The sequence below is a fragment of the Kitasatospora sp. NE20-6 genome (assembly GCF_045862635.1).
Window position 1 is genome coordinate 92,691 of sequence record NZ_BPRL01000039.1, and the last position, 17,037, is coordinate 109,727.

The window sequence follows — 17,037 nt, forward strand, 5'->3', positions numbered from 1 at the left end:
GTGCACCGCAGCGGGAGCCCTCGGGACGATCCGTCGACCGGGGATCACCGAAGGTGACGACCCGTCATCCCGGAGCGGGCCCCTCCGGCGGCCCGGGTCAGCGCCGCCGGAACAGCAGGTCGTGCACGACGTGCCCCTTGGCGATGCCGGTTCGCTCGAACTTCGTCAGCGGACGCCACGCCGGCCGCGGCGCGTAGCCGGGCACACTGCCCGCCGGGCGCCCGTCCGGCTCCAGCCAGCCGCTGCCGTCCCCCTCCGGGTGGAGGTTCTCCAGCTCGGGCGCGGCCGAGAGGACGTCCAGCATCTGCTCCGCGTAGTGCTCCCAGTCGGTCGCGCAGTGCACCACCGCGCCCGGGGCGAGCTTCGGCAGCAGCAGCTCCAGGAAGTGCGGCTGCAGGAGCCGCCGCTTGTGGTGCTTCGGCTTGGGCCACGGGTCGGCGAAGTACAGGCGCATGCCTGCCAGCGAGGCGTCCGGCAGCATGTCGCGCAGCAGGATGACCGCGTCGCCGGCGGCCAGGCGCACGTTGCGCGAGCCGTCCCGCTCCAGCATCTGCAGCAGGTTGCCGTGGCCGGGGGTGTGCACGTCCGCGGCGAGGATGCCGGTGGCGGGGTCCGCGGCGGCCATCGCGGCCGTCGTCTCGCCCATGCCGAAGCCGATCTCCAGCGTGACCGGGAGATCGCCGAACAGGGCCGGCAGGTCGAGGGGGCTCCCGTCGATCGCCAGGCCGTACTGCTCCCACAGCCGGTCCAGGGCGTCGGCCTGGGCGTTGGTCATCCGGCCGCGGCGCGGCTGGAAGCTGCGGATGCGCCGCTCCCGGTGCTGGGCCTCGGTGGCCTTGTGCGGGTACATCGGCGCCGGGTACGCGGCAGGGGCCGCGGAGAGCCGGGCGGACGGGGACAGCTCGGGGCTGGGGGCGGTGGCAGTCACAATCGCCCCATTCTACGAGGGCCCCGCCGCGCCCCCGGAGAGACGCCGGTCACGGCCCCCGGCCCCGGCACCGGGCCGCGGTCAGCCGCCGGCCTCCAGCGCCGCCAGGGCCCGCCGCGCCACCTCCCGCCCGATCGGCAGCGAGGCCGTCGCGGCCGGTGAAGGGGCGTTCAGCACGTGCACGGTGCGGCGGGCGGACGCCGGGTCGTCCGGGTCGAAGCCGGCGAAGGCGAAGTCGTCGAGCAGGGTGCCGTCCCGCGCGACGGCCTGCGCGCGGACACCCGCGGTGGCCGGCACCAGGTCGGCCGCCGTGACGGCCGGCAGCAGGCGCCGCACCGCCGCCGTGAACGCCTGCTTCGACAGCGAGCGGTGCAGCTCGCCGACCTCGTACCGCCAGTGCCGGCGCAGGATCCGCCAGGTGCCCGGGAAGGCCGCCGTGCCGGCCACGTCCCGCGGGCGGACCGTCCGCCAGTCGTAGCCCTCGCGGGCCAGCGCGGGCACGGCGTTCGGCCCGACGTGCACGTCGCCGTGCACCCCCCGGGTCAGGTGCACGCCCAGGAACGGGAACGCCGGGTCCGGCACCGGGTAGACCAGGCCGCGCACCAGCGACCGGCGGTCCGCCGCCAGCTCGTAGTACTCGCCGCGGAACGGCACGATCCGCACCCCCGGATCGTCGCCCACCGCGCGCGCCACCCGGTCGCTGTGCAGGCCGGCGCAGTTCACCAGCACCCCGCAGCGCAGTTCGCCCGCCGACGTCCGCACCGTCACCCCGTCCGCCCGGCGGGCGGCGGACCGCAGCTCGGTGCCCGTGCGCAGCACGGCGCCCTTCGCCCCGGCGAGCTCCGCGTAGCGCCGGGCGACCGCCGGGAAGTCGCAGATGCCGGTGGTGCCGACGTGCAGCCCGGCCACCCCGCGCACCTCGGGCTCGTACCGGGCGATGCCCGCCGCGTCCAGCTCGGCGACCGGGATGCCGTTCGCCCGGCCGCGCTCCGCGAGCACCGCCAGCCGCGGCAGTTCGGCCTCGGCGGTGGCCACGATCAGCTTGCCGGTCACCTCGTGGGCGATGCCGTGCTCGCGGCAGAACTCCACCATCTCGGTGGCGCCGCCGGTCGCGTACCGGGCCTTCAGGGAACCCGGCCGGTAGTACACGCCGCTGTGGATCACCCCGCTGTTGCGGCCGGTCTGGTGCGCGGCGAAGGCCGGTTCCTTCTCCAGCACCGCCACCGCGATGCCGGGCCGTGCCCGGGTCAGCGCGTACGCCGTGGACAGCCCCACGATGCCGCCCCCCACCACCAGGACGTCGACGTCGTACCGCACTTCGGCCCCTCCGTTCGGCTGCCCCCGCCCGCTGCGATGGTGCCACGGCGGGCGGGGACGGTCGAGGAGGCACTCCTAGACCTGCTCCCACGGCCAGTGGGCGTCGCGGCCGGCCTCCAGCAGCGGGATCAGACGGAACGCGGCGTCGGTGAGGCCGCCGAAGGTGTGGCGGTGGGCGCCGCCCGAAGGCGCGTGGCCCGCCCGGTAGCCGGCCAGGTTCCAGGTGTAGACCGGGACCTGCGCCGGGACCGCGGCGAGCGGATCCCTGCCCGCCCATCCGCCGTACGCCTGCTCGTCGGTGACCACGACGACGCGGTCGTGCCCGCGGTAGTGCGCCTCGACGGCCTTCGCCGTCTCGGTGCCGCCGAGGGAGGAGAAGCGCTGCAGCACACCGAGCACCGGCTCGGCCCGGCCGATCCGGATCGTCCGGCTGGTGGAGCCGAACTCGACCAGGTCGGCGCCGGCGGCCCGCAGCGCGAGCGCGGTGCCGAACACGGCGGCGCTGTCGGCCCGGTTGAGCTGGGTCTGCGCGCTCGGCCGGTCGAACATCGAGCCGGAGCGGTCGACCAGCACCAGGGTGCGGCCGGGCAGCGCGGGCACGTTGGCCAGCGAGTGCCCGAGCGCCTGCTCCAGGGCGTGGCCCCAGCGCAGCGACGGGGCGTGCCGGTGCGCGGCGAGGTAGCGGAACGGGAACTGCCGGGAGCGGGCCACCTCGGCCGGGTCGGCGATCCGCCGCGCGACCTGCTCCGCGACCTCGTCCGAGACGCCCGCCTGGTCGAAGTTGCGCAGGTTGCGCACCAGCGCCATCGGCCCCATCGAGGGGATGACGGCCTCCCAGACCGCCGCGTCCAGCGGGCCCTGCAGCCAGCCGGCCAGCGCCTCCCAGGTCATCCCGGCCTCCGCCAGCCGCCCGGCACCGCCCGGGCCGGTCACCACGGCGCGGCGCTGCTCCACCGGCAGCGCCAGCAGCGCCCGGTGGGCGGCGAGCAGCGTGTCGCCGACCGGCGGCACGGCCTCGTCCGGACGGTGCCGCCGGTCCAGCGCGTACCGGAACAGCGGCCCCTGCCACGGCTTCTCGGCATGCGGCGACGGGTGCGTCAGCTCCAGCACGTCACCGAAGCGGTAACCCTTCGACGCGGTGTCGTACTTGAGGAGCGCACGGCCGTTGTAGAGCCGCTGCACGGCGTCCGCGACACCCCGCTTGAGCGGCTTCGGCAGCGCGCGGCCGTACCGCGAGGTCCAGTAGCCGAGCAGCTCGCCCGGCTCGTCGGGGCGCTGCAGCACCGCGGCGACCGCCTGCCGGGAGAACCCGGGGGCCCCGGCGTCCAGCCGGGCGCGGGTGAACTCGGCGGCACCGACCAGCGAGGCCGTGCGCATCGCGGCGCCGTCCCGCAGCCAGCGCAGCAGGCCGAGCGTCCACTCCGGGTCGCCCACGGCGAGGGAGCGGACGAGCGCGGTGAAGCGGTCGTCGCGGTCGCCGCCGCGCTCGTAGAAGGTGTCCTGGCCGACCAGGTTGCCGACGGCGAGCAGGAACAGCTCGGACTTCTCGTCGCGCAGGAAGCCCGCGCCGCCCGCGTGGTTCGCGGTGCGCGGCCCGGACGTGGTCACGGGCGAGGTCGGGGCGGTCTTCGGACGGCGGACGTTGAAACGGGACATGGCAGTGGTTCCCCCTGAGGGGAGGCAGGCCGCGCAGGGGCGTCCGAGATCGTGCCGGCGCGGTGGCCGGCCCCGGTGGAGGTGACAGTCAGGTGCTCTGCCGATTGAGCTACCGGCCGTGCTCGCGCACGGACCGGCCGGGACTCGAACCCGGAACCGCCCGAACCAGAAGGAACCCCCGCCTGCGCACCGGACGCCCCGGCGCGGTGCCCCCCGAGATCGAAAGCGGCGCCGGCGGTTTCGTGGAAGGAAGGAGCCGGAGCCTGCGCACCGGGAGGTGGCAAGTCGTATGCAGATGTGAGGTGTCCAGAGGACCGGAGCGGCGGAGGTGACGTGTGCTGCTCTGCCTGACTGAGCTACACCGGCCCGGGGCCGGTGACGGGACTCGAACCCGCGACCTGCCCATTAACAGTGGAAGTAACCCCTGCCTGCGCACCTGGACGAGGACGACGTTAGCCACCGGCCGCCCACCGCCGCATCCGATTTACGGCGCACCCGGGACGCGTCCACGGCGCACCCGGGTCTGCCCGCCCGTGCCCGGGTGCGCCCGCCCGCTACGGCGTGCCGGCCAGCACCAGCCGGGCCCGCTCGGTCAGTTCGCGCACCCGCCGCTCGTCCTGGAACGGCGCCAGCCGGCGCAGCATCTCCAGCACGTACTCCCTGCTGCGCTGCGAGGAGATCCGGCCGGCCACCTCCACCGCCCGCTCGCCGGCCGCCACCGCGGCGTCCAGGTCGCCCGCCTCGGCCTCGGCCATCGCCGAGACGATCAGCCGCAGCGCGTGCGAACGCACGTAGCCCTCCGTCGGCCGGGCCAGCGCCTCGCGGGTGAACTGCCGCACCTTGGACGGCATGCCCAGGTCGCGGAAGCACTCGGCGGCGTCCGCGGCCAGCCGGTCGTAGGTGTAGAAGTCGATCCAGGTCGGGTCGGCGTCACCGGTGCGGGCACGGTCGAGCGCCCCCTCCGCCGCCGCGAGCGCCGTCGCACAGGCCGCCGCGTTGCCGGCCCTGGCCTGCGCCCGCGCCTCCACCAGGTGGAAGAAGCTCATCGTGCGCGCCGTCGCCAGGCCGCGGTTGCGCTCCAGCGCCGCCTGCGCGAGGTCGACCGCTTCCTCGGGGAAGTTGCGGTACACCGCCTGCAGACTCATCGACGCCAGCACGTACCCGCCCAGCGGCACGTCACCCGCCGCCCGCGCCAGCCGCAGCGCCTGGATGTAGTACCGCTGCGCCGCCTCGTGCTGCCCGGTGTCGAACGCCATCCACCCGGCCAGCCGCGTGAGTTCGGCCGTCGCGCCGAACAGCGCCCGGCCCACCGCGTCGCTGTACGAGCCGAGCAGCAGCGGCGCCGCCTCCAGCCGCAGGCACTCCGGCACCATCGACGAACGCCAGTCCCCGCCGCCGTACTTGGAGTCCCACCGGCGGGCCTCCTGGGCGGCCTCGCGCAGCTTCGCCGCATCCGAGTGACCCACCCGGTACCCCGAGCGGTCGGCCACCGCGGGCTCCCGCGCCACCGAGCCGTCGGCCGGCGTGATCAGCCAGCGCGACACCGGCGTCGCGTACGCGGACACCGAGAACGTGCCCGCCAGGCTGTCGCTCCACCGGCCGCCGCCCGGGCCGCGCCGCAGGTCGAGGTCGACCCGCCACAGCTCCGTCGCCGACCGCACCGCCTCCGGCACCTCGCGCGGGAACTCCAGGCCCAGTTCGGGGGTCGGCTGGGTGTCGCCGAGGCCGATCTCCTCCAGCGGCACCGGCCGGCCGAGCTTGCTGCCGAGCGCCGTCGCGATCAGGTGGGGCACCGGCCGCTGCGGCACCATGCCCTTGGTGACCCACCGCGCCACCGATGTCTTGTCGTACCGGAGCGTCAGGCCGCGCTGCGCTCCGAGGTCGTTGACCCGGCGGGCCAGGCCGGCGTTGCTGATCTGGGCGAGGGAGAGGAGCGCGCCGAGCCGTTCGTTCGGCCCTCGTGAGCTGGCGGTCATGGTGGCGGTGGCACCCCCTGGCGAGGTCGTGCGCGGAAGGCGGCCCGCACGATAAGGCCACCCACTGCACCTAGCGTAGTCGGACGGGTTCCGAGGGTTAAGAGGCTGCATTCCGGATGGCGGGATAGCGCGCCCGAACGGCCTGTCGGCGACGGTCCGTCCGCACGGGCCGCGGAACGGCCCCCTCCGCCGCGCGGCGTCCCGGACTCCCGTGCTCCGGTCCCGTGCCGACGTGCGCCCGTCCGTGCCCCCTGGCCGCAGCGGCAGGTCGGCGATTCGCTGGACCCTGTGGATCGGCCCGCCGTCGAGGACCCGGCGGGCCGGGGGAACCGCTGCCGCCATCCCCGCGGGCAGCGGTGGGTCCGGGAGGGCATGCGGATGCCCTCCCGGGCAGTGCGACGCCTTTCGGCCATCCGTTGATGTCCATGCCACGAGGCGCAGGCGCGGCCCGGGCCTCGGAGGGGGCGGTCCGGTCCGCCGGGGAGCCGCCGCGGCCCGCCCGGCCCGTCCGCCGGCGGGCCGCGCGGAACCACCGACGGGCGCGCGCGAGGGCACGTACGGCGTGCGTACGGCGCCCGGCCGGTGCGGCCCCGGAACCGGCCGCAGCGGTACGCCCGACGCCCCGCCACCGCCCCGCCGCCGCCCGGGAAGCGGACCTGACGCGGGCTCACCGGCCGAACCGGCCGCATTCACTCACGCAACCCGGGTCACACCCCGCCCGACCGGTGGCACGATGTCTCCTGCGGCGCCCTCGATACCCGTGCGCCCGACCCTCGTCAGGTGGAGGCGCGATGCGGTGGCTCACCGGCTGGAGCGGGACACCGACCGGCGACGGCGGGCCGCCCCTCGGCGGAGTCCGGCCGCTCGCCGCCACCACGCTCTGGAACGGCCCCGGCCCGCTGTGGGCCGTCGGCGACTGGCGCCCCGACGAGATCCGCCTCGTCACCCTGCGCCCCGGCGCCGACCCCGTCGTCACGACCGGCCCCGCACCCGCCGTCGGCGCCGCCGGACAGCACGGCCCGGGCGCCGACACCGACACCCCCGCCACCACCCGCCTCGCCGTCCTCGGCCGCTGCGGAGCCACCGACGCCGAACTCGCCGCCGGCCTCGCGGCCGCCCGCGGCGGAGCCGTCCGCCACCTCACCGGCTGGCCGGGCAGCTACACCGTCGTCCTGCGCACCGGCACCCGCTCCACCGTGCTGCTCACCGACCTCGCCGGCGCACAGCCCGTCTTCCACACCCCCTGGCAGGGCGGCACCGCCTACGCCACCGCGGCCCTCCCGCTCGCCGACCTGATCGGCGCCCCCGTCGACACCGGCCACCTCGCCGCCCTCCTCGCCTGCCCCGAATCGCCCGAGGCGCTCGGCCACGGCACCCCGTACGCCGGCGTGCTCCGCGTGCCCCCCGGCCACTCGCTCGGCATCCGCGGCGGCCGGCCCTACCTCGCGGGCTACGAGCAGGACCCCGGGCCCTCCCGGCGCGACGACGCCCCCGCCGTCCGCGAACTCACGCGCACCCTGCTCGAAGCCGTCCGCTGCCGGGTCCGCACCACCGCGGCCGCCCCCGAGCCCCCCGAGCGGCCCCGCCTCGGCGTCGACCTCTCGTACGGCACCGCCTCGGCCACCCTCGCCCTGCTCGCCGCCGCCGTGCCGCCCGGCCCGGCCGCCACCGCGCCACCGGCCCGGCAGACCGCCGTGCCCGCACCGCGCACCGGCGCCGTCAAGGGCTCCTGGGCCCGTGCCCTTCCCGAGCCGGCCGCCGACCAGCCCGCCGAAACCCTCGCCGCCGTCACGCACGCCGGCCCCGAGGGCCTCGCCCCGGTCGTCGACGTGCCCCGGATCCACCACGTGGTCGTCCCCGCCGGGCTGCCCTACGCCGAGGTCGCCGACGACCCGCTCGCCGGACCCCTCACCGACGAACCCGGCCCCGCCCTCACCGCCGCCGCCCACCTCTGCGCCCGCTTCCGCGCGGGCGGCTCCGACCACCTCACCGGCTACGGCGCACGGCAGGTCCTCGACGGACACCCCGCCCGGCTCGCCGACCTCTTCCGGACCGGCCGGGCCCGCGAACTCCTCGCCCCCGTCGCCGCCCTCGCCGGCGCCGACCGGGCCCTCGCCGGCCCCCTGACCGGCACCATCCGCACCCCCGTCACGGTGCTGCGCGCCGCCCACCGGCTCGCCCGCGCGGTCCACGCCGACTCCCTCGACGACCTCGCCGTCCGGCTGACCGTCCGGCACTTCGACGAACCGCACGACACCGCCGGGGCCAGCTCCGCCGCCGACCTCGCCTGGGCCGTGCCCGGGCCCGCCGCCCGCTGGCTCTCCGACGAGGCCCTGACCACCGTCGCCCAGCGCCTGCGCACCGCCGCCCGCGGCCCCGCCCCGGCCGAACCGCCCGGCGCCCGCCGCGCCCGGCTCGCCCTGCACCGCCACGCCGCCGCCTACCGCACCCTCGTCCAGGCCGCCGAACAGCGCGGCCAGCGCCTGCACGCGCCGTACCTCGACAACCAGGTCGTCCGCGCCGCCCGGCTCCTCCCCGACGACATCCGCCTGCAGCCCGGCGCCCGCCACGCCCTGCTGCGGTCCGTCCTCACCGGCGCGGGCCGCACCGACCTCCCCGCCGACTGGGGCCGCGGCCCGCGGCCCGACCGCACCGGGGCCGCCCGGAGCGGCCTGCGCCTCGCCGCCGACGGGCTCGCCGAGCTCTTCGACCGGCCGCTCCTCGCCGAGGCCGGCCTCGTCGACCTGCCGGCCGTCCGCAAGACCCTCGCCGCGGCCGCCGAACCCGCGGCCGACCTCCCGCCCGGCACCCTCGCCGGGCTCGCCGACCTCGTCGCCACCGAACTCTGGCTGCGCCGGTTCGCCGCCCGCCGCCACGGCTCCTGCTGGACGGGCCTGCCCCCGGCGCCGCGCCCCGCCCTCGCCCGGCCGGCCTGACGGACCCGCCGCCGCCCCGGCGTGCCGCACGGGCGCGGCGCACAGGCGCGGCGGCCGGGGGCCCGGCGCGTCCGCGCCGGTCCGGCGTACGGCGGCGGGCATCATGGGCGGGTGGCCGCCGCGATGGTTCCCCTGCCCGTGCTCCGCGAGCCGCCCTCGGCGGCCCGCCCCGGCGTCCTGGCCGCCTGCGACGGCTCCGACGGCTCGCTCTGGGCGCTCGACCGGGCCATGACCGAGGCCGAGCTGTTCGGCCTTCCGCTGTACGTCCTCGCGGTGGTCAACCCGTCGCCGACCGGCTACCCGCCCGGCATGGTCGAACTCGTCCGGCAGAGCATCGACCTGCTGGTCGCGAGCATGGCGGACGGGCTGCGCCGCGCGGTCGACGCCGTGCAGGCGGCCCGCGTCCGGCCGTACGGCGGCGAACTCGTGCTGCACGTGGTGCTGGGCAGCGTCATCGAGGTGCTGCTCGCCGCCACGGCGGGCCAGCACACCCTGGTGATCGGGACGCGCGGCAACGGCGGCTTCGCCCGGCTGCTGCTGGGCTCGGTCAGCACGGCCGCCGTGCACCACGCGAACTGCCCGGTGCTGGTCGTCCCGGCGCCGACCGCGGGCTGAGCCTTCCGGCGGCTGCTGCGGGGCGGTCCGCCGGGCGGCCGGGAGCCGGGGCCGGGGGCCTGGGGCCTGGGGCCTGGGGCCGGTTCGGGCAGCCGGGGAATGCGGGGCGAACGGTTGACCGTTCAACCCCGAGAGCCGTGCCCGGCCCGTCCGGGGACAGCCGGGAGACCCCACCGAACAGGAGCCCCACCGTCATGAAGGTCGAGATCTACTCCGACATCGCCTGCCCCTGGTGCTACATCGGCAAGCGCCGCTTCGAGCAGGCGCTCGACCGCTTCCCGGGCAAGGACGCCGTCGAGGTGGTCTACCGGCCCTACCAGCTCGTCCCGGAGGCCTCCGAGCAGGCCACCCCGCACCGGGCCTGGCTCGCCGAACGGTACGGCCCGCAGTCCGTCGCGATGGACGCCCGGGTCACCGAGCTCGGCCGCGCGGAGGGCATCACGTACGACTTCGACACCGCGCTGCACGCCAACACCTTCCTCGGCCACCGGCTGCTGCACCTCGCGGAGACGGAGTACGGCGCGGCGGTGCAGGGCGAGCTCAAGGAGCGGCTGCTGAAGGCGCACTTCTCCGACGGCGTCGACATCGGCGACCGGACGCAGCTGGCCGCCGTCGCCGTCGCCGCCGGGCTGGACGGGGACCGGGTCGCCGCCTACCTCGCGGGCGACGAGGGCACGGACGAGGTCCGCGCCCAGCTCGCCGAGGCGCAGGCGCTCGGCATCTCCGCCGTGCCGACCTTCGTCTTCGAGGGCCGGTGGGCGGTGCAGGGCGGGCAGGAGGCCGACACCTTCCTGCGGGTCCTGCAGCAGGTCGCCGAGGAGACCGGAGCACTCGTCCCCGTCGCCGTCGCGGACGACGGCGAGGCTTGCGCGGACGGCGCCTGCGCGGTCTGACGGCCCCGGCCCGCCGGGGCGCCGCGGCCGGAGCACCTCAGCAGGTGAGTCTGGCCTCGGCCCAGTCCGCGACGTCGACCAGGGCCCAGCCGCCCACCCGTTCGGCGACCAGCCGGAACGACCGCTGACCGGCGAGCGGCGCGTGCACCCGCACCGGCGCGTCGCCCGTCCGGACGGTGCCCGAGCTCCACAGCACGGTGCCGTCGCCGCCCACCACCCGCAGGACCACACCGCCCCGGCCGACCGCGACGTCGTCCGGTCCCGCCACCGCGTCGAACGACGTGCACCTGCGGTTGAGGTCGACGGTGACCCGGGACGGCACCTGCACGGCCAGGCCGTGCCGGTAGCGCCGACCGGCCATCCACAGCACGGACCGCCGGGCCAGCGCCCCGCCGCCCTGGCGGATGCTCGGGGTGCCGTCCACCAGGTCGCGTCGGCCCGCCGCGCCGAACGGCAGGTCGTCCAGCCAGAACGCGGACGGCTCCGGCGGCGTGACCGTGGGGCTCGGCTCGGGCTCCGGGGTGGGCGTCGGCGTGGGTTCGGGCTCCGGGGTGGTGGCGGACGGCGCGGGCGCCGGCTCCGCGGGCACCCGCGGGGGCACCGTGCGGGCGGGCGGGGGAGGGCTCGCCGTCCGGGCCGGTGCCGGGCTCGGCACCGGCGCGGGCAGCACCCGCGGGGCCTCCGGCGCCGGACTCGCCGACGGCTCGGGAGACGGCTCGGGGGACGGCGGCGGAGCCACGGTCGGCCGCGCCGGAGCAGGCACGGACGCCGGCACGGGCGCCGCGGCCACGCGGGGCGGAGCCGCCGAACCGCTCAGCGCGTACGCCGCGGCGGCCGCCGCCGCCAGCGCGACACCCGCCGCGATGCCCGCCTTCGCGGCGACACCCAGCCCCTCACCGGCCATCGCACCGGCCGCACCACCACCCGTGCTCCCGCCCGCAGCGGCACCGCCGGCGGCGCCGCCCGCGGTCGCACCCGCCGCGGCCCCCGCCACGGCGGCCCCGCCGAGCACCGCACCCGCACCGACCGCGGCCACGGCGACCGCCGTGTACCCCGCCCCGATCCAGACCAGCACACCGCCGGGCAGCACCGCACGCAGGCTGTGGTTGATGTCGGTCAGCTCCAGGCAGGCCGCCGTGCAGCGGGCGCACCCCTGCACGTGCCGGCCGACCTCCGCGGAGGCCCGCTTGCGCAGCGAGCCGCGCGCGTAGGCGCCGAGCCGGCCCGCGTAGGCCGCGCAGCCCTGCTCCTGGCTCCCGGAGACGTGCGCCTGCAGGAAGGCGGCGGCCAGCCTGTCCCGCGCCCGGTGCGCCTGCACGGCCGTGGCGTTGGCGGTCTTGCCGAGCATCACCGCGACGGTCTTCGGCGACTCCCGTTCGACCTCGGTGTGCCACAGCACCACCCGGTCCTCCTCGGGGAGTTCCGCGTAGGCCCGCATCACCATGCGCTGGTCGGCCAGCGCCATCGCCCAGGCGTCCGCGCCGGGGTCCGCGAGGTCGTAGTCGATGCCGGCGCCCGCACTCCGGGTGAACGAACCGAAGTCGTCGACGAGTTGTTCGCGCCGCTCACTGCGCGCCCAGGCCGCGGCCACGTTGCGCACCGCCGTCAGGAGGTACGCACGGACGGCGAACTCCGGTCCGCGGCCCGCCTTCAGCGCCTGCAGGGTCCGGGCGAACACCTCGCCCGCCAGGTCCTCGGCGGTGAAGCTGTCCCGGCAGCAGGTCCGCGCGTACCGCCGGACCGGCTCGGCGTGCCGCCGGTAGATCTCCTCGTACGCGGAGTCGTCCCCGCCACGCACCCGGGCCGTCAACTCGGCATCCGAAGGCGGGCGTTCCCCGTCCACCGGATCCGCAGGGGCCGGCACCACGGCCCGTACGGGCAGTTCCTCGCCGACGAACGCCTCCGGCGTCACCCCGCCCCGGCCCGCCGCGGCCTGACCGGGCACCCGGCCGACCAGCGACTCCCGCAGCGGGGCACCCGCCTGGTCGGGCACATGACCCGACGGCACAGGCCCGGAACCGGTCTCGCCCGGCTCGTCCGCGATCACCTCGCGCCCCCCGTCACTGCGTCGGCCACAGCCCCGGATCGAGGCCCGGCCGGGCCGGCAGGACGCCGGGCCGCAGGAGGCAGGGCCACGGCGCCGGCGACCACCCGCCGGCAGCGGGCCGCCGGAATGGCACGCAACGGGACAATGGCTCCAAGCACGGGCAAAGAATGGCATAGCACGGCGTCAGCCGGTAGCCGGGACCACCGCGACCCACCCGTACGGGCAGCCCGCGGACCGGTCCGGCAGATCACAACTCCGGTGCCCGGTGGCCCTGCAGACCCTGCAGCAGGATCTGCAGCAGCCGCTCCCGCGGCGCGTTGCCGGGTTGACCGCCGACCGTTCCGGCATCCGTTCCGGCGTCCGCCCCGGACTCCGCCGCCCGCGACCCGGCCGCCTCGTCCGGGACCGGCTGCGCACCGGCGGAGGTCGCGTGCACCGGCACCGCGGCCGTCAGCACGAGCACCACGTCCGACACCGTCACCCCCGGACGCAGGTCTCCGGCCGCACCCGCCCGCGCCACCAGGGCCGCCACCAACTGCAGGAGCAGCCGCGGATCGGAGTCCGCCGCGGCGGACCCGGGCAGCTCCGCCGCCCCCTCCGCCGCACGCCCGTCCGCGCCCCGCTGCCCGGGCACCCGGCCCGCCTCGGCCGCGTACCGGAACGCCTCCGGCGGCAGCAGCCGCCCGGCGCCCGACTCCACCGCCCGCCCCAGGAAGTCCGCCAGGGCCTGCCAGGGCGCCCCGCCGCCGTACAGCGACTCGCGGGCCTGTCCCGTCAGCCAGGCGACCTCCTCCGCGGCGATCCGCCGGACGAGCACCTCCTTGCTGGGGAAACGCCGGTACACGGTGCCGACACCGACGCCGGCCCGCCGTGCGACCTCCTCCATCGGCGCGTCGTAGCCGAGTTCGCCGAACACCTCACGTGCCGCCCGCAGCACGCTCTCCAGGTTGCGCCGGGCGTCCACCCGCAACCGGCCGGGCCGCCCGGACACCACCGGGACACCGGCAGCCAGCAGCTCCGCACCGGCCGGGCCGCGCTGCTCCGGCACGGCGCCGGCAACCGGCCCGCCCCGTCCGTGCACCGGCGACACCACGCCACCCGACATGCGGTCCTGATCCGTCACTTCACCCTCCCCCGCGGACCCCTTCAGGAGCCCGCCCCAACCGGTCGCACCCCCCGGCGCGTCCACACGGCGTCCGTCGCGCACGGGTGCGGACTACACCTTCCCCACATCGCCGCCGACCAGTCGACCGGCCGATCGATCGACCGCGACCTTGACGGGACACAATCCGACCATAGTTCAGGCGAGTTCGTGGCAGAAGTAGACCTCTCGCCGCCGACCGGCCGCCGCAGACCCCACCGCACGACCCACCGCACCCCCGACCCGCACCCCGACCCGCACCCCCGACCGGCCGGACCCGGCCCCGCCCCGGCCCGAATCCGGCCCCGAACACCACCTCCGGCCATCGGATCCGGTTCGCGCTGTGGACAAGACCCCCCCGGACAGTGCGTCATTGGGGGACGTACTCGACGGACGTGAATCAGGTCACACAACCCCGACGCGGCCCACGGGCGGCAGGAGGTGCCCCATCAGGATTCTCATCGTCGGCGGCGGATGTGCCGGCACCGCCGCCGCCCTCGGACTCCAGCACGCCCTGGCCGCCCGTCTCCGGAACGGGGACGCCGAGATCACCGTCGTCGAACCCCAGCCCTACCTGACCTACCACCCGCTGCTCGCCGAGGTCGCCGCCGGCAGCATCGACCCCCGCCACGTCGTCGTCCCGCTGCGCCGGCTCCTCCCGCAGTGCCGCGTCCTCACCGCCCGCGTCACCCGGATCGACCACGCCACCCGCACCGCCCGGATCGACACCGCCCCCCGCGGAGGCACCGGCACCGTCACCGAACTCCCCTACGACCACGTCGTGGTGGCCCCCGGATCGGTCTCCCGGACCGACCCGGTCCCCGGACTCGCCGAGCACGGCCTCGGCTTCGCGTCCGTCGGCGAGGCCGTCGCCCTCCGCAACCACCTCCTCGAACAGCTCGACCTCGCCTCCTCCACCCGCGACCCCGAACTCCGGCAGTCCGCCCTGACCTTCGTCTTCGTCGGCGGCGGCTACGCCGGCGTCGGCGCCCTGGCCGAACTCGAGGACATGGCCCGGCACGCCGTCCGCGGCTACCACAACCTCACCGCCGACGACCTGCGCTGGGTGCTGGTCGAGGCCACCGGCCGCATCCTCCCCGAGGAGCCCGCCGACCTGGCCGACCACACCCTCGCCGAGCTCCGCGAACGCAGCGTCGACGTCCGCCTCGGCACCACCCTGGAATCCGCCGCCGACCGGCTGATGACGCTCTCCGACGGCAGCCGCTTCGCCGCCCGCACCCTCGTCTGGACGGCCGGTGCCCGCCCGGCCCCCCTGCTCCGGGACACCGACCTCCCGCTCGACACCGACGGCCGGATCCGCTGCCTGCCGACCCTCCAGGTGCGCGGCCCCGGAGGCGCCCCGCTGGCGGGCGCCTGGGCCGCGGGGGACAGCGCCGCCGTGCCGGACACCACCGCGGACGGCGCCCTCTGCGCCCCCAACGCCCAGCACGCACTGGCCCAGGCCCGGCTGCTCGCCGACAACCTGCTCGCCGACCTCGACCGCCGCACCCCCGCCGACTACCACCCCGACCGCATCCACTGCTCGACCTCCCTCGGCATCGGCCGCGGCGTCGCCCACACCCGGCGCGGCCGCGTCACCGGCCGCCGCGCCTGGTGGCTGCACAGGGCCCGCCACCTGCGCAGGCTGCCCAGCGCGGACCGCCGCGTCCGGGTGCTCACCGACTGGCTGCTCGGCGCCCTGTTCACCCGCGAGGTCGTCTCCCTCGGCGCGGTGGAGCACCCCCGGGCGGAGTTCGAGTCGGGCTTTCCGGAACACCGCTGACGACGACGCGGGCACCCCGCGTAGCGAACACGGGGCCGGCGACGATACGACTTCCGCAACCACACGTCCGCCTGACAGGATCAGCCGGAGCGGCCATCACCACACGTGCCATCGTGGACACGTCGCGTGACGGCCGGTCGACACGCCCGACCCGTCCCCACACCCCGAGGAAGCGGCCGACGTTGAACCTCATGCGCTGGAGCGCGCGGCTCGCCGGAGCCCCGCGGCGTGTCGCCCTGCCCCCGGCGTCCACCGAACCCGTCGCCCTGCCAGGCCCCCGAGGCCACGACACCGCGGCGGCCCTCGGCCTCCGCGAGGTCCACGAGCTCTACGAACTCCGCGACGTCCTCGACCGCCTCCCCTCCCCCGTCGCCGTCACCTACGGCCCGCTCCACCAGCTCGGCTACGCCAACGACGCGTACCGCGAGCTCTTCGGCGAGCGCACCACCGGGCTGCCCGCGGCCGAGGGCCTCCCCGAGCTGGCCGCCCTCGGCGTCCTCCCCCTCATGGACCAGGCGCTGCGCAGCGTGCGGCCCCGCAGCGTCAAGGCCCGCTGCGTCGTCGGCCCCGGCGCCAACCGCTACTACAACGTCGCCGTCGTCCCCCTCGCACCTGCGGCCGCGGGCGCCTGCGGCGACCGTGTTCCGGCCACCGGTCCGCGACCGCCCGCCGGCCTCGTCATCTACGCGGCGGAGGTCACCGACCAGGTCCAGGCGGCCGGCCGGGTCCGGGAAGCGGAGCGCAGGCAGCGCGAAGCCGCCGTCACCCTGCAGCGCAGCCTCCTCCCGCAGAAGCTCGAACAGCCCGCCGACCTGCGGGTCGCCGCCACCTACCAGCCCGGCGGCGCGGACGCCGCGGTCGGCGGCGACTGGTACGACGTCATCCGCCTCGGCGGCGGGCGCACGGCACTCGTCATCGGCGACGTCATGGGCCGCGGCCTCCGCGCCGCCGCCGTCATGGGCCAGCTCCGCACCGCCGTCCGTGCGTACGCGCGCCTCGACCTCCCCCCGCACGAGGTCATGGCCCTGCTCGACGGCCTCGCCATGGAGATCGACGCCAACCAGATCGCCACGTGCACGTACGCCGTCTGGGATCCCATGCCCGGCACGCTCGTCTACGCCTCCGCAGGACACCTGCCCCTGCTGCTCCGCGGCCCGGACGGCAGCGTGCTCCAGGCCGAGGAGCAGAACGGCCCCCCGCTCGGCACCGGCAGTGGCGAGGGCAGCCACGTCTCGCACACCCTCAAGCTGCTGCCCGGAACGACGGGCGTCCTCTACACGGACGGTCTGGTCGAGCGCCGCGACGAGGACATCGACCACGGCCTCGACCTCCTCGCCCGCACCCTGGCCGGCGCGGTCGGAGCTCCGGACGTCGTCTGCGCCCGCCTGCTCCGGGCGATGGGGGTCACCGCCGAGCACGACGACGACGTCGCGGTGCTCGCCTTCCAGCTGCCACTTGAACCGGACGAGGAACGTGTGTAAAGTTCTTCGAGCTGCCTGCCTGGGAGCACCGGACGCGCACTCTGCACGGACGGTCCCGCGGCGGCCAATCCTCTGAACCATCACTTCCCGATTCCCGGGCAGGGCCGTGTCTTGTCGCGTCCCTGTGCGAATTCGGCGTGCGCGTTTATATGGGTTGCGGTCGGATTCGCTTTTCGGAGCGGGGATCGGCTAAGGTTTGAAACGTCGGACAGGCCGTCAGGCCGGTTCCGGTGAAAGAAGTCGAAAGCGAGTCGGGAAAGAGCA

The 17,037-nt window shown here is 76.7% G+C and carries 10 protein-coding genes, 1 tRNA gene and 1 pseudogene; 5 read left to right on the top strand and 7 right to left on the bottom strand.

Features of this window, described 5'->3' with window-relative positions; all coding sequences use genetic code 11:
• Nucleotides 1-97: 97 nt before the first annotated feature.
• The 5 genes from trmB to SNE206_RS25325 all read right to left on the bottom strand — a co-directional run bounded on the left by trmB (nt 98) and on the right by SNE206_RS25325 (nt 5,877).
• Nucleotides 98-928 carry a tRNA (guanosine(46)-N7)-methyltransferase TrmB gene (gene trmB, locus SNE206_RS25305; RefSeq protein WP_407915787.1) on the bottom strand — a complete coding sequence of 277 codons (831 nt, stop codon included), beginning with the start codon at nt 926-928 and terminating at the stop codon, nt 98-100.
• Between the two features lie 81 nt (nt 929-1,009).
• Nucleotides 1,010-2,245, bottom strand: a complete 1,236-nt coding sequence (gene lhgO, locus SNE206_RS25310) for an L-2-hydroxyglutarate oxidase (RefSeq protein ID WP_407915788.1) — start codon at nt 2,243-2,245, stop codon at nt 1,010-1,012.
• 75 nt (nt 2,246-2,320) lie between these two features.
• Complete coding sequence (locus SNE206_RS25315) at nt 2,321-3,901, bottom strand: TROVE domain-containing protein (protein ID WP_407915789.1); 1,581 nt, start codon at nt 3,899-3,901, stop codon at nt 2,321-2,323.
• Nucleotides 3,902-4,271: 370 nt separating this feature from the next.
• Nucleotides 4,272-4,365, bottom strand: a tRNA-OTHER gene (locus SNE206_RS25320).
• Between the two features lie 90 nt (nt 4,366-4,455).
• Nucleotides 4,456-5,877 (bottom strand): MFS transporter, encoded by a 1,422-nt coding sequence (locus SNE206_RS25325; RefSeq protein ID WP_407915790.1) that lies wholly within the window; start codon nt 5,875-5,877, stop codon nt 4,456-4,458.
• Between the two features lie 791 nt (nt 5,878-6,668).
• Here SNE206_RS25325 and SNE206_RS25330 point away from each other — a divergent pair.
• The 3 genes from SNE206_RS25330 (at nt 6,669) to SNE206_RS25340 (ending at nt 10,321) form a co-directional block, all read left to right on the top strand.
• Nucleotides 6,669-8,813, top strand: coding sequence for an asparagine synthase-related protein (locus SNE206_RS25330; protein WP_407915791.1), 2,145 nt, complete (start codon nt 6,669-6,671; stop codon nt 8,811-8,813).
• A gap of 111 nt (nt 8,814-8,924) precedes the next feature.
• The gene (locus SNE206_RS25335; protein WP_407915792.1) at nt 8,925-9,428 is read left to right on the top strand and encodes a universal stress protein; all 504 of its coding nucleotides are present in this window, start codon (nt 8,925-8,927) and stop codon (nt 9,426-9,428) included.
• 194 nt (nt 9,429-9,622) lie between these two features.
• On the top strand, nt 9,623-10,321 hold the full coding sequence (locus tag SNE206_RS25340; RefSeq protein ID WP_407915793.1) for a DsbA family oxidoreductase: 699 nt from the start codon (nt 9,623-9,625) through the stop codon (nt 10,319-10,321).
• Between the two features lie 37 nt (nt 10,322-10,358).
• Here the strand turns inward: SNE206_RS25340 and SNE206_RS25345 are convergent, their stop codons facing one another.
• Complete coding sequence (locus SNE206_RS25345) at nt 10,359-12,314, bottom strand: sigma-70 family RNA polymerase sigma factor (protein ID WP_407915794.1); 1,956 nt, start codon at nt 12,312-12,314, stop codon at nt 10,359-10,361.
• A 301-nt stretch (nt 12,315-12,615) separates the two neighbouring features.
• Complete coding sequence (locus SNE206_RS25350) at nt 12,616-13,473, bottom strand: TetR/AcrR family transcriptional regulator (protein ID WP_407915800.1); 858 nt, start codon at nt 13,471-13,473, stop codon at nt 12,616-12,618.
• A 409-nt stretch (nt 13,474-13,882) separates the two neighbouring features.
• Between SNE206_RS25350 and SNE206_RS25355 the strand changes: the two genes are divergently transcribed.
• Together SNE206_RS25355 and SNE206_RS25360 are read left to right on the top strand one after the other, a co-directional pair.
• Nucleotides 13,883-15,292 carry an NAD(P)/FAD-dependent oxidoreductase gene (locus tag SNE206_RS25355; RefSeq protein ID WP_407915795.1) on the top strand — a complete coding sequence of 470 codons (1,410 nt, stop codon included), beginning with the start codon at nt 13,883-13,885 and terminating at the stop codon, nt 15,290-15,292.
• A gap of 182 nt (nt 15,293-15,474) precedes the next feature.
• Nucleotides 15,475-16,746 (top strand): annotated as a pseudogene (locus SNE206_RS25360) (PP2C family protein-serine/threonine phosphatase); the annotation flags it as partial.
• Between the last annotated feature and the right edge of the window lie 291 nt (nt 16,747-17,037).

Excerpts from the sequence above, each read along its gene's own strand:
- SNE206_RS25325 (WP_407915790.1), bottom strand. The coding sequence starts at position 5,877 with ATGACCGCCAGCTCACGAGGGCCGAACGAACGGCTCGGCGCGCTCCTC.
- SNE206_RS25315 (WP_407915789.1), bottom strand. The coding sequence starts at position 3,901 with ATGTCCCGTTTCAACGTCCGCCGTCCGAAGACCGCCCCGACCTCGCCC.
- SNE206_RS25330 (WP_407915791.1), top strand. The coding sequence starts at position 6,669 with ATGCGGTGGCTCACCGGCTGGAGCGGGACACCGACCGGCGACGGCGGG.
- SNE206_RS25340 (WP_407915793.1), top strand. The coding sequence starts at position 9,623 with ATGAAGGTCGAGATCTACTCCGACATCGCCTGCCCCTGGTGCTACATC.
- SNE206_RS25350 (WP_407915800.1), bottom strand. The coding sequence starts at position 13,473 with ATGTCGGGTGGCGTGGTGTCGCCGGTGCACGGACGGGGCGGGCCGGTT.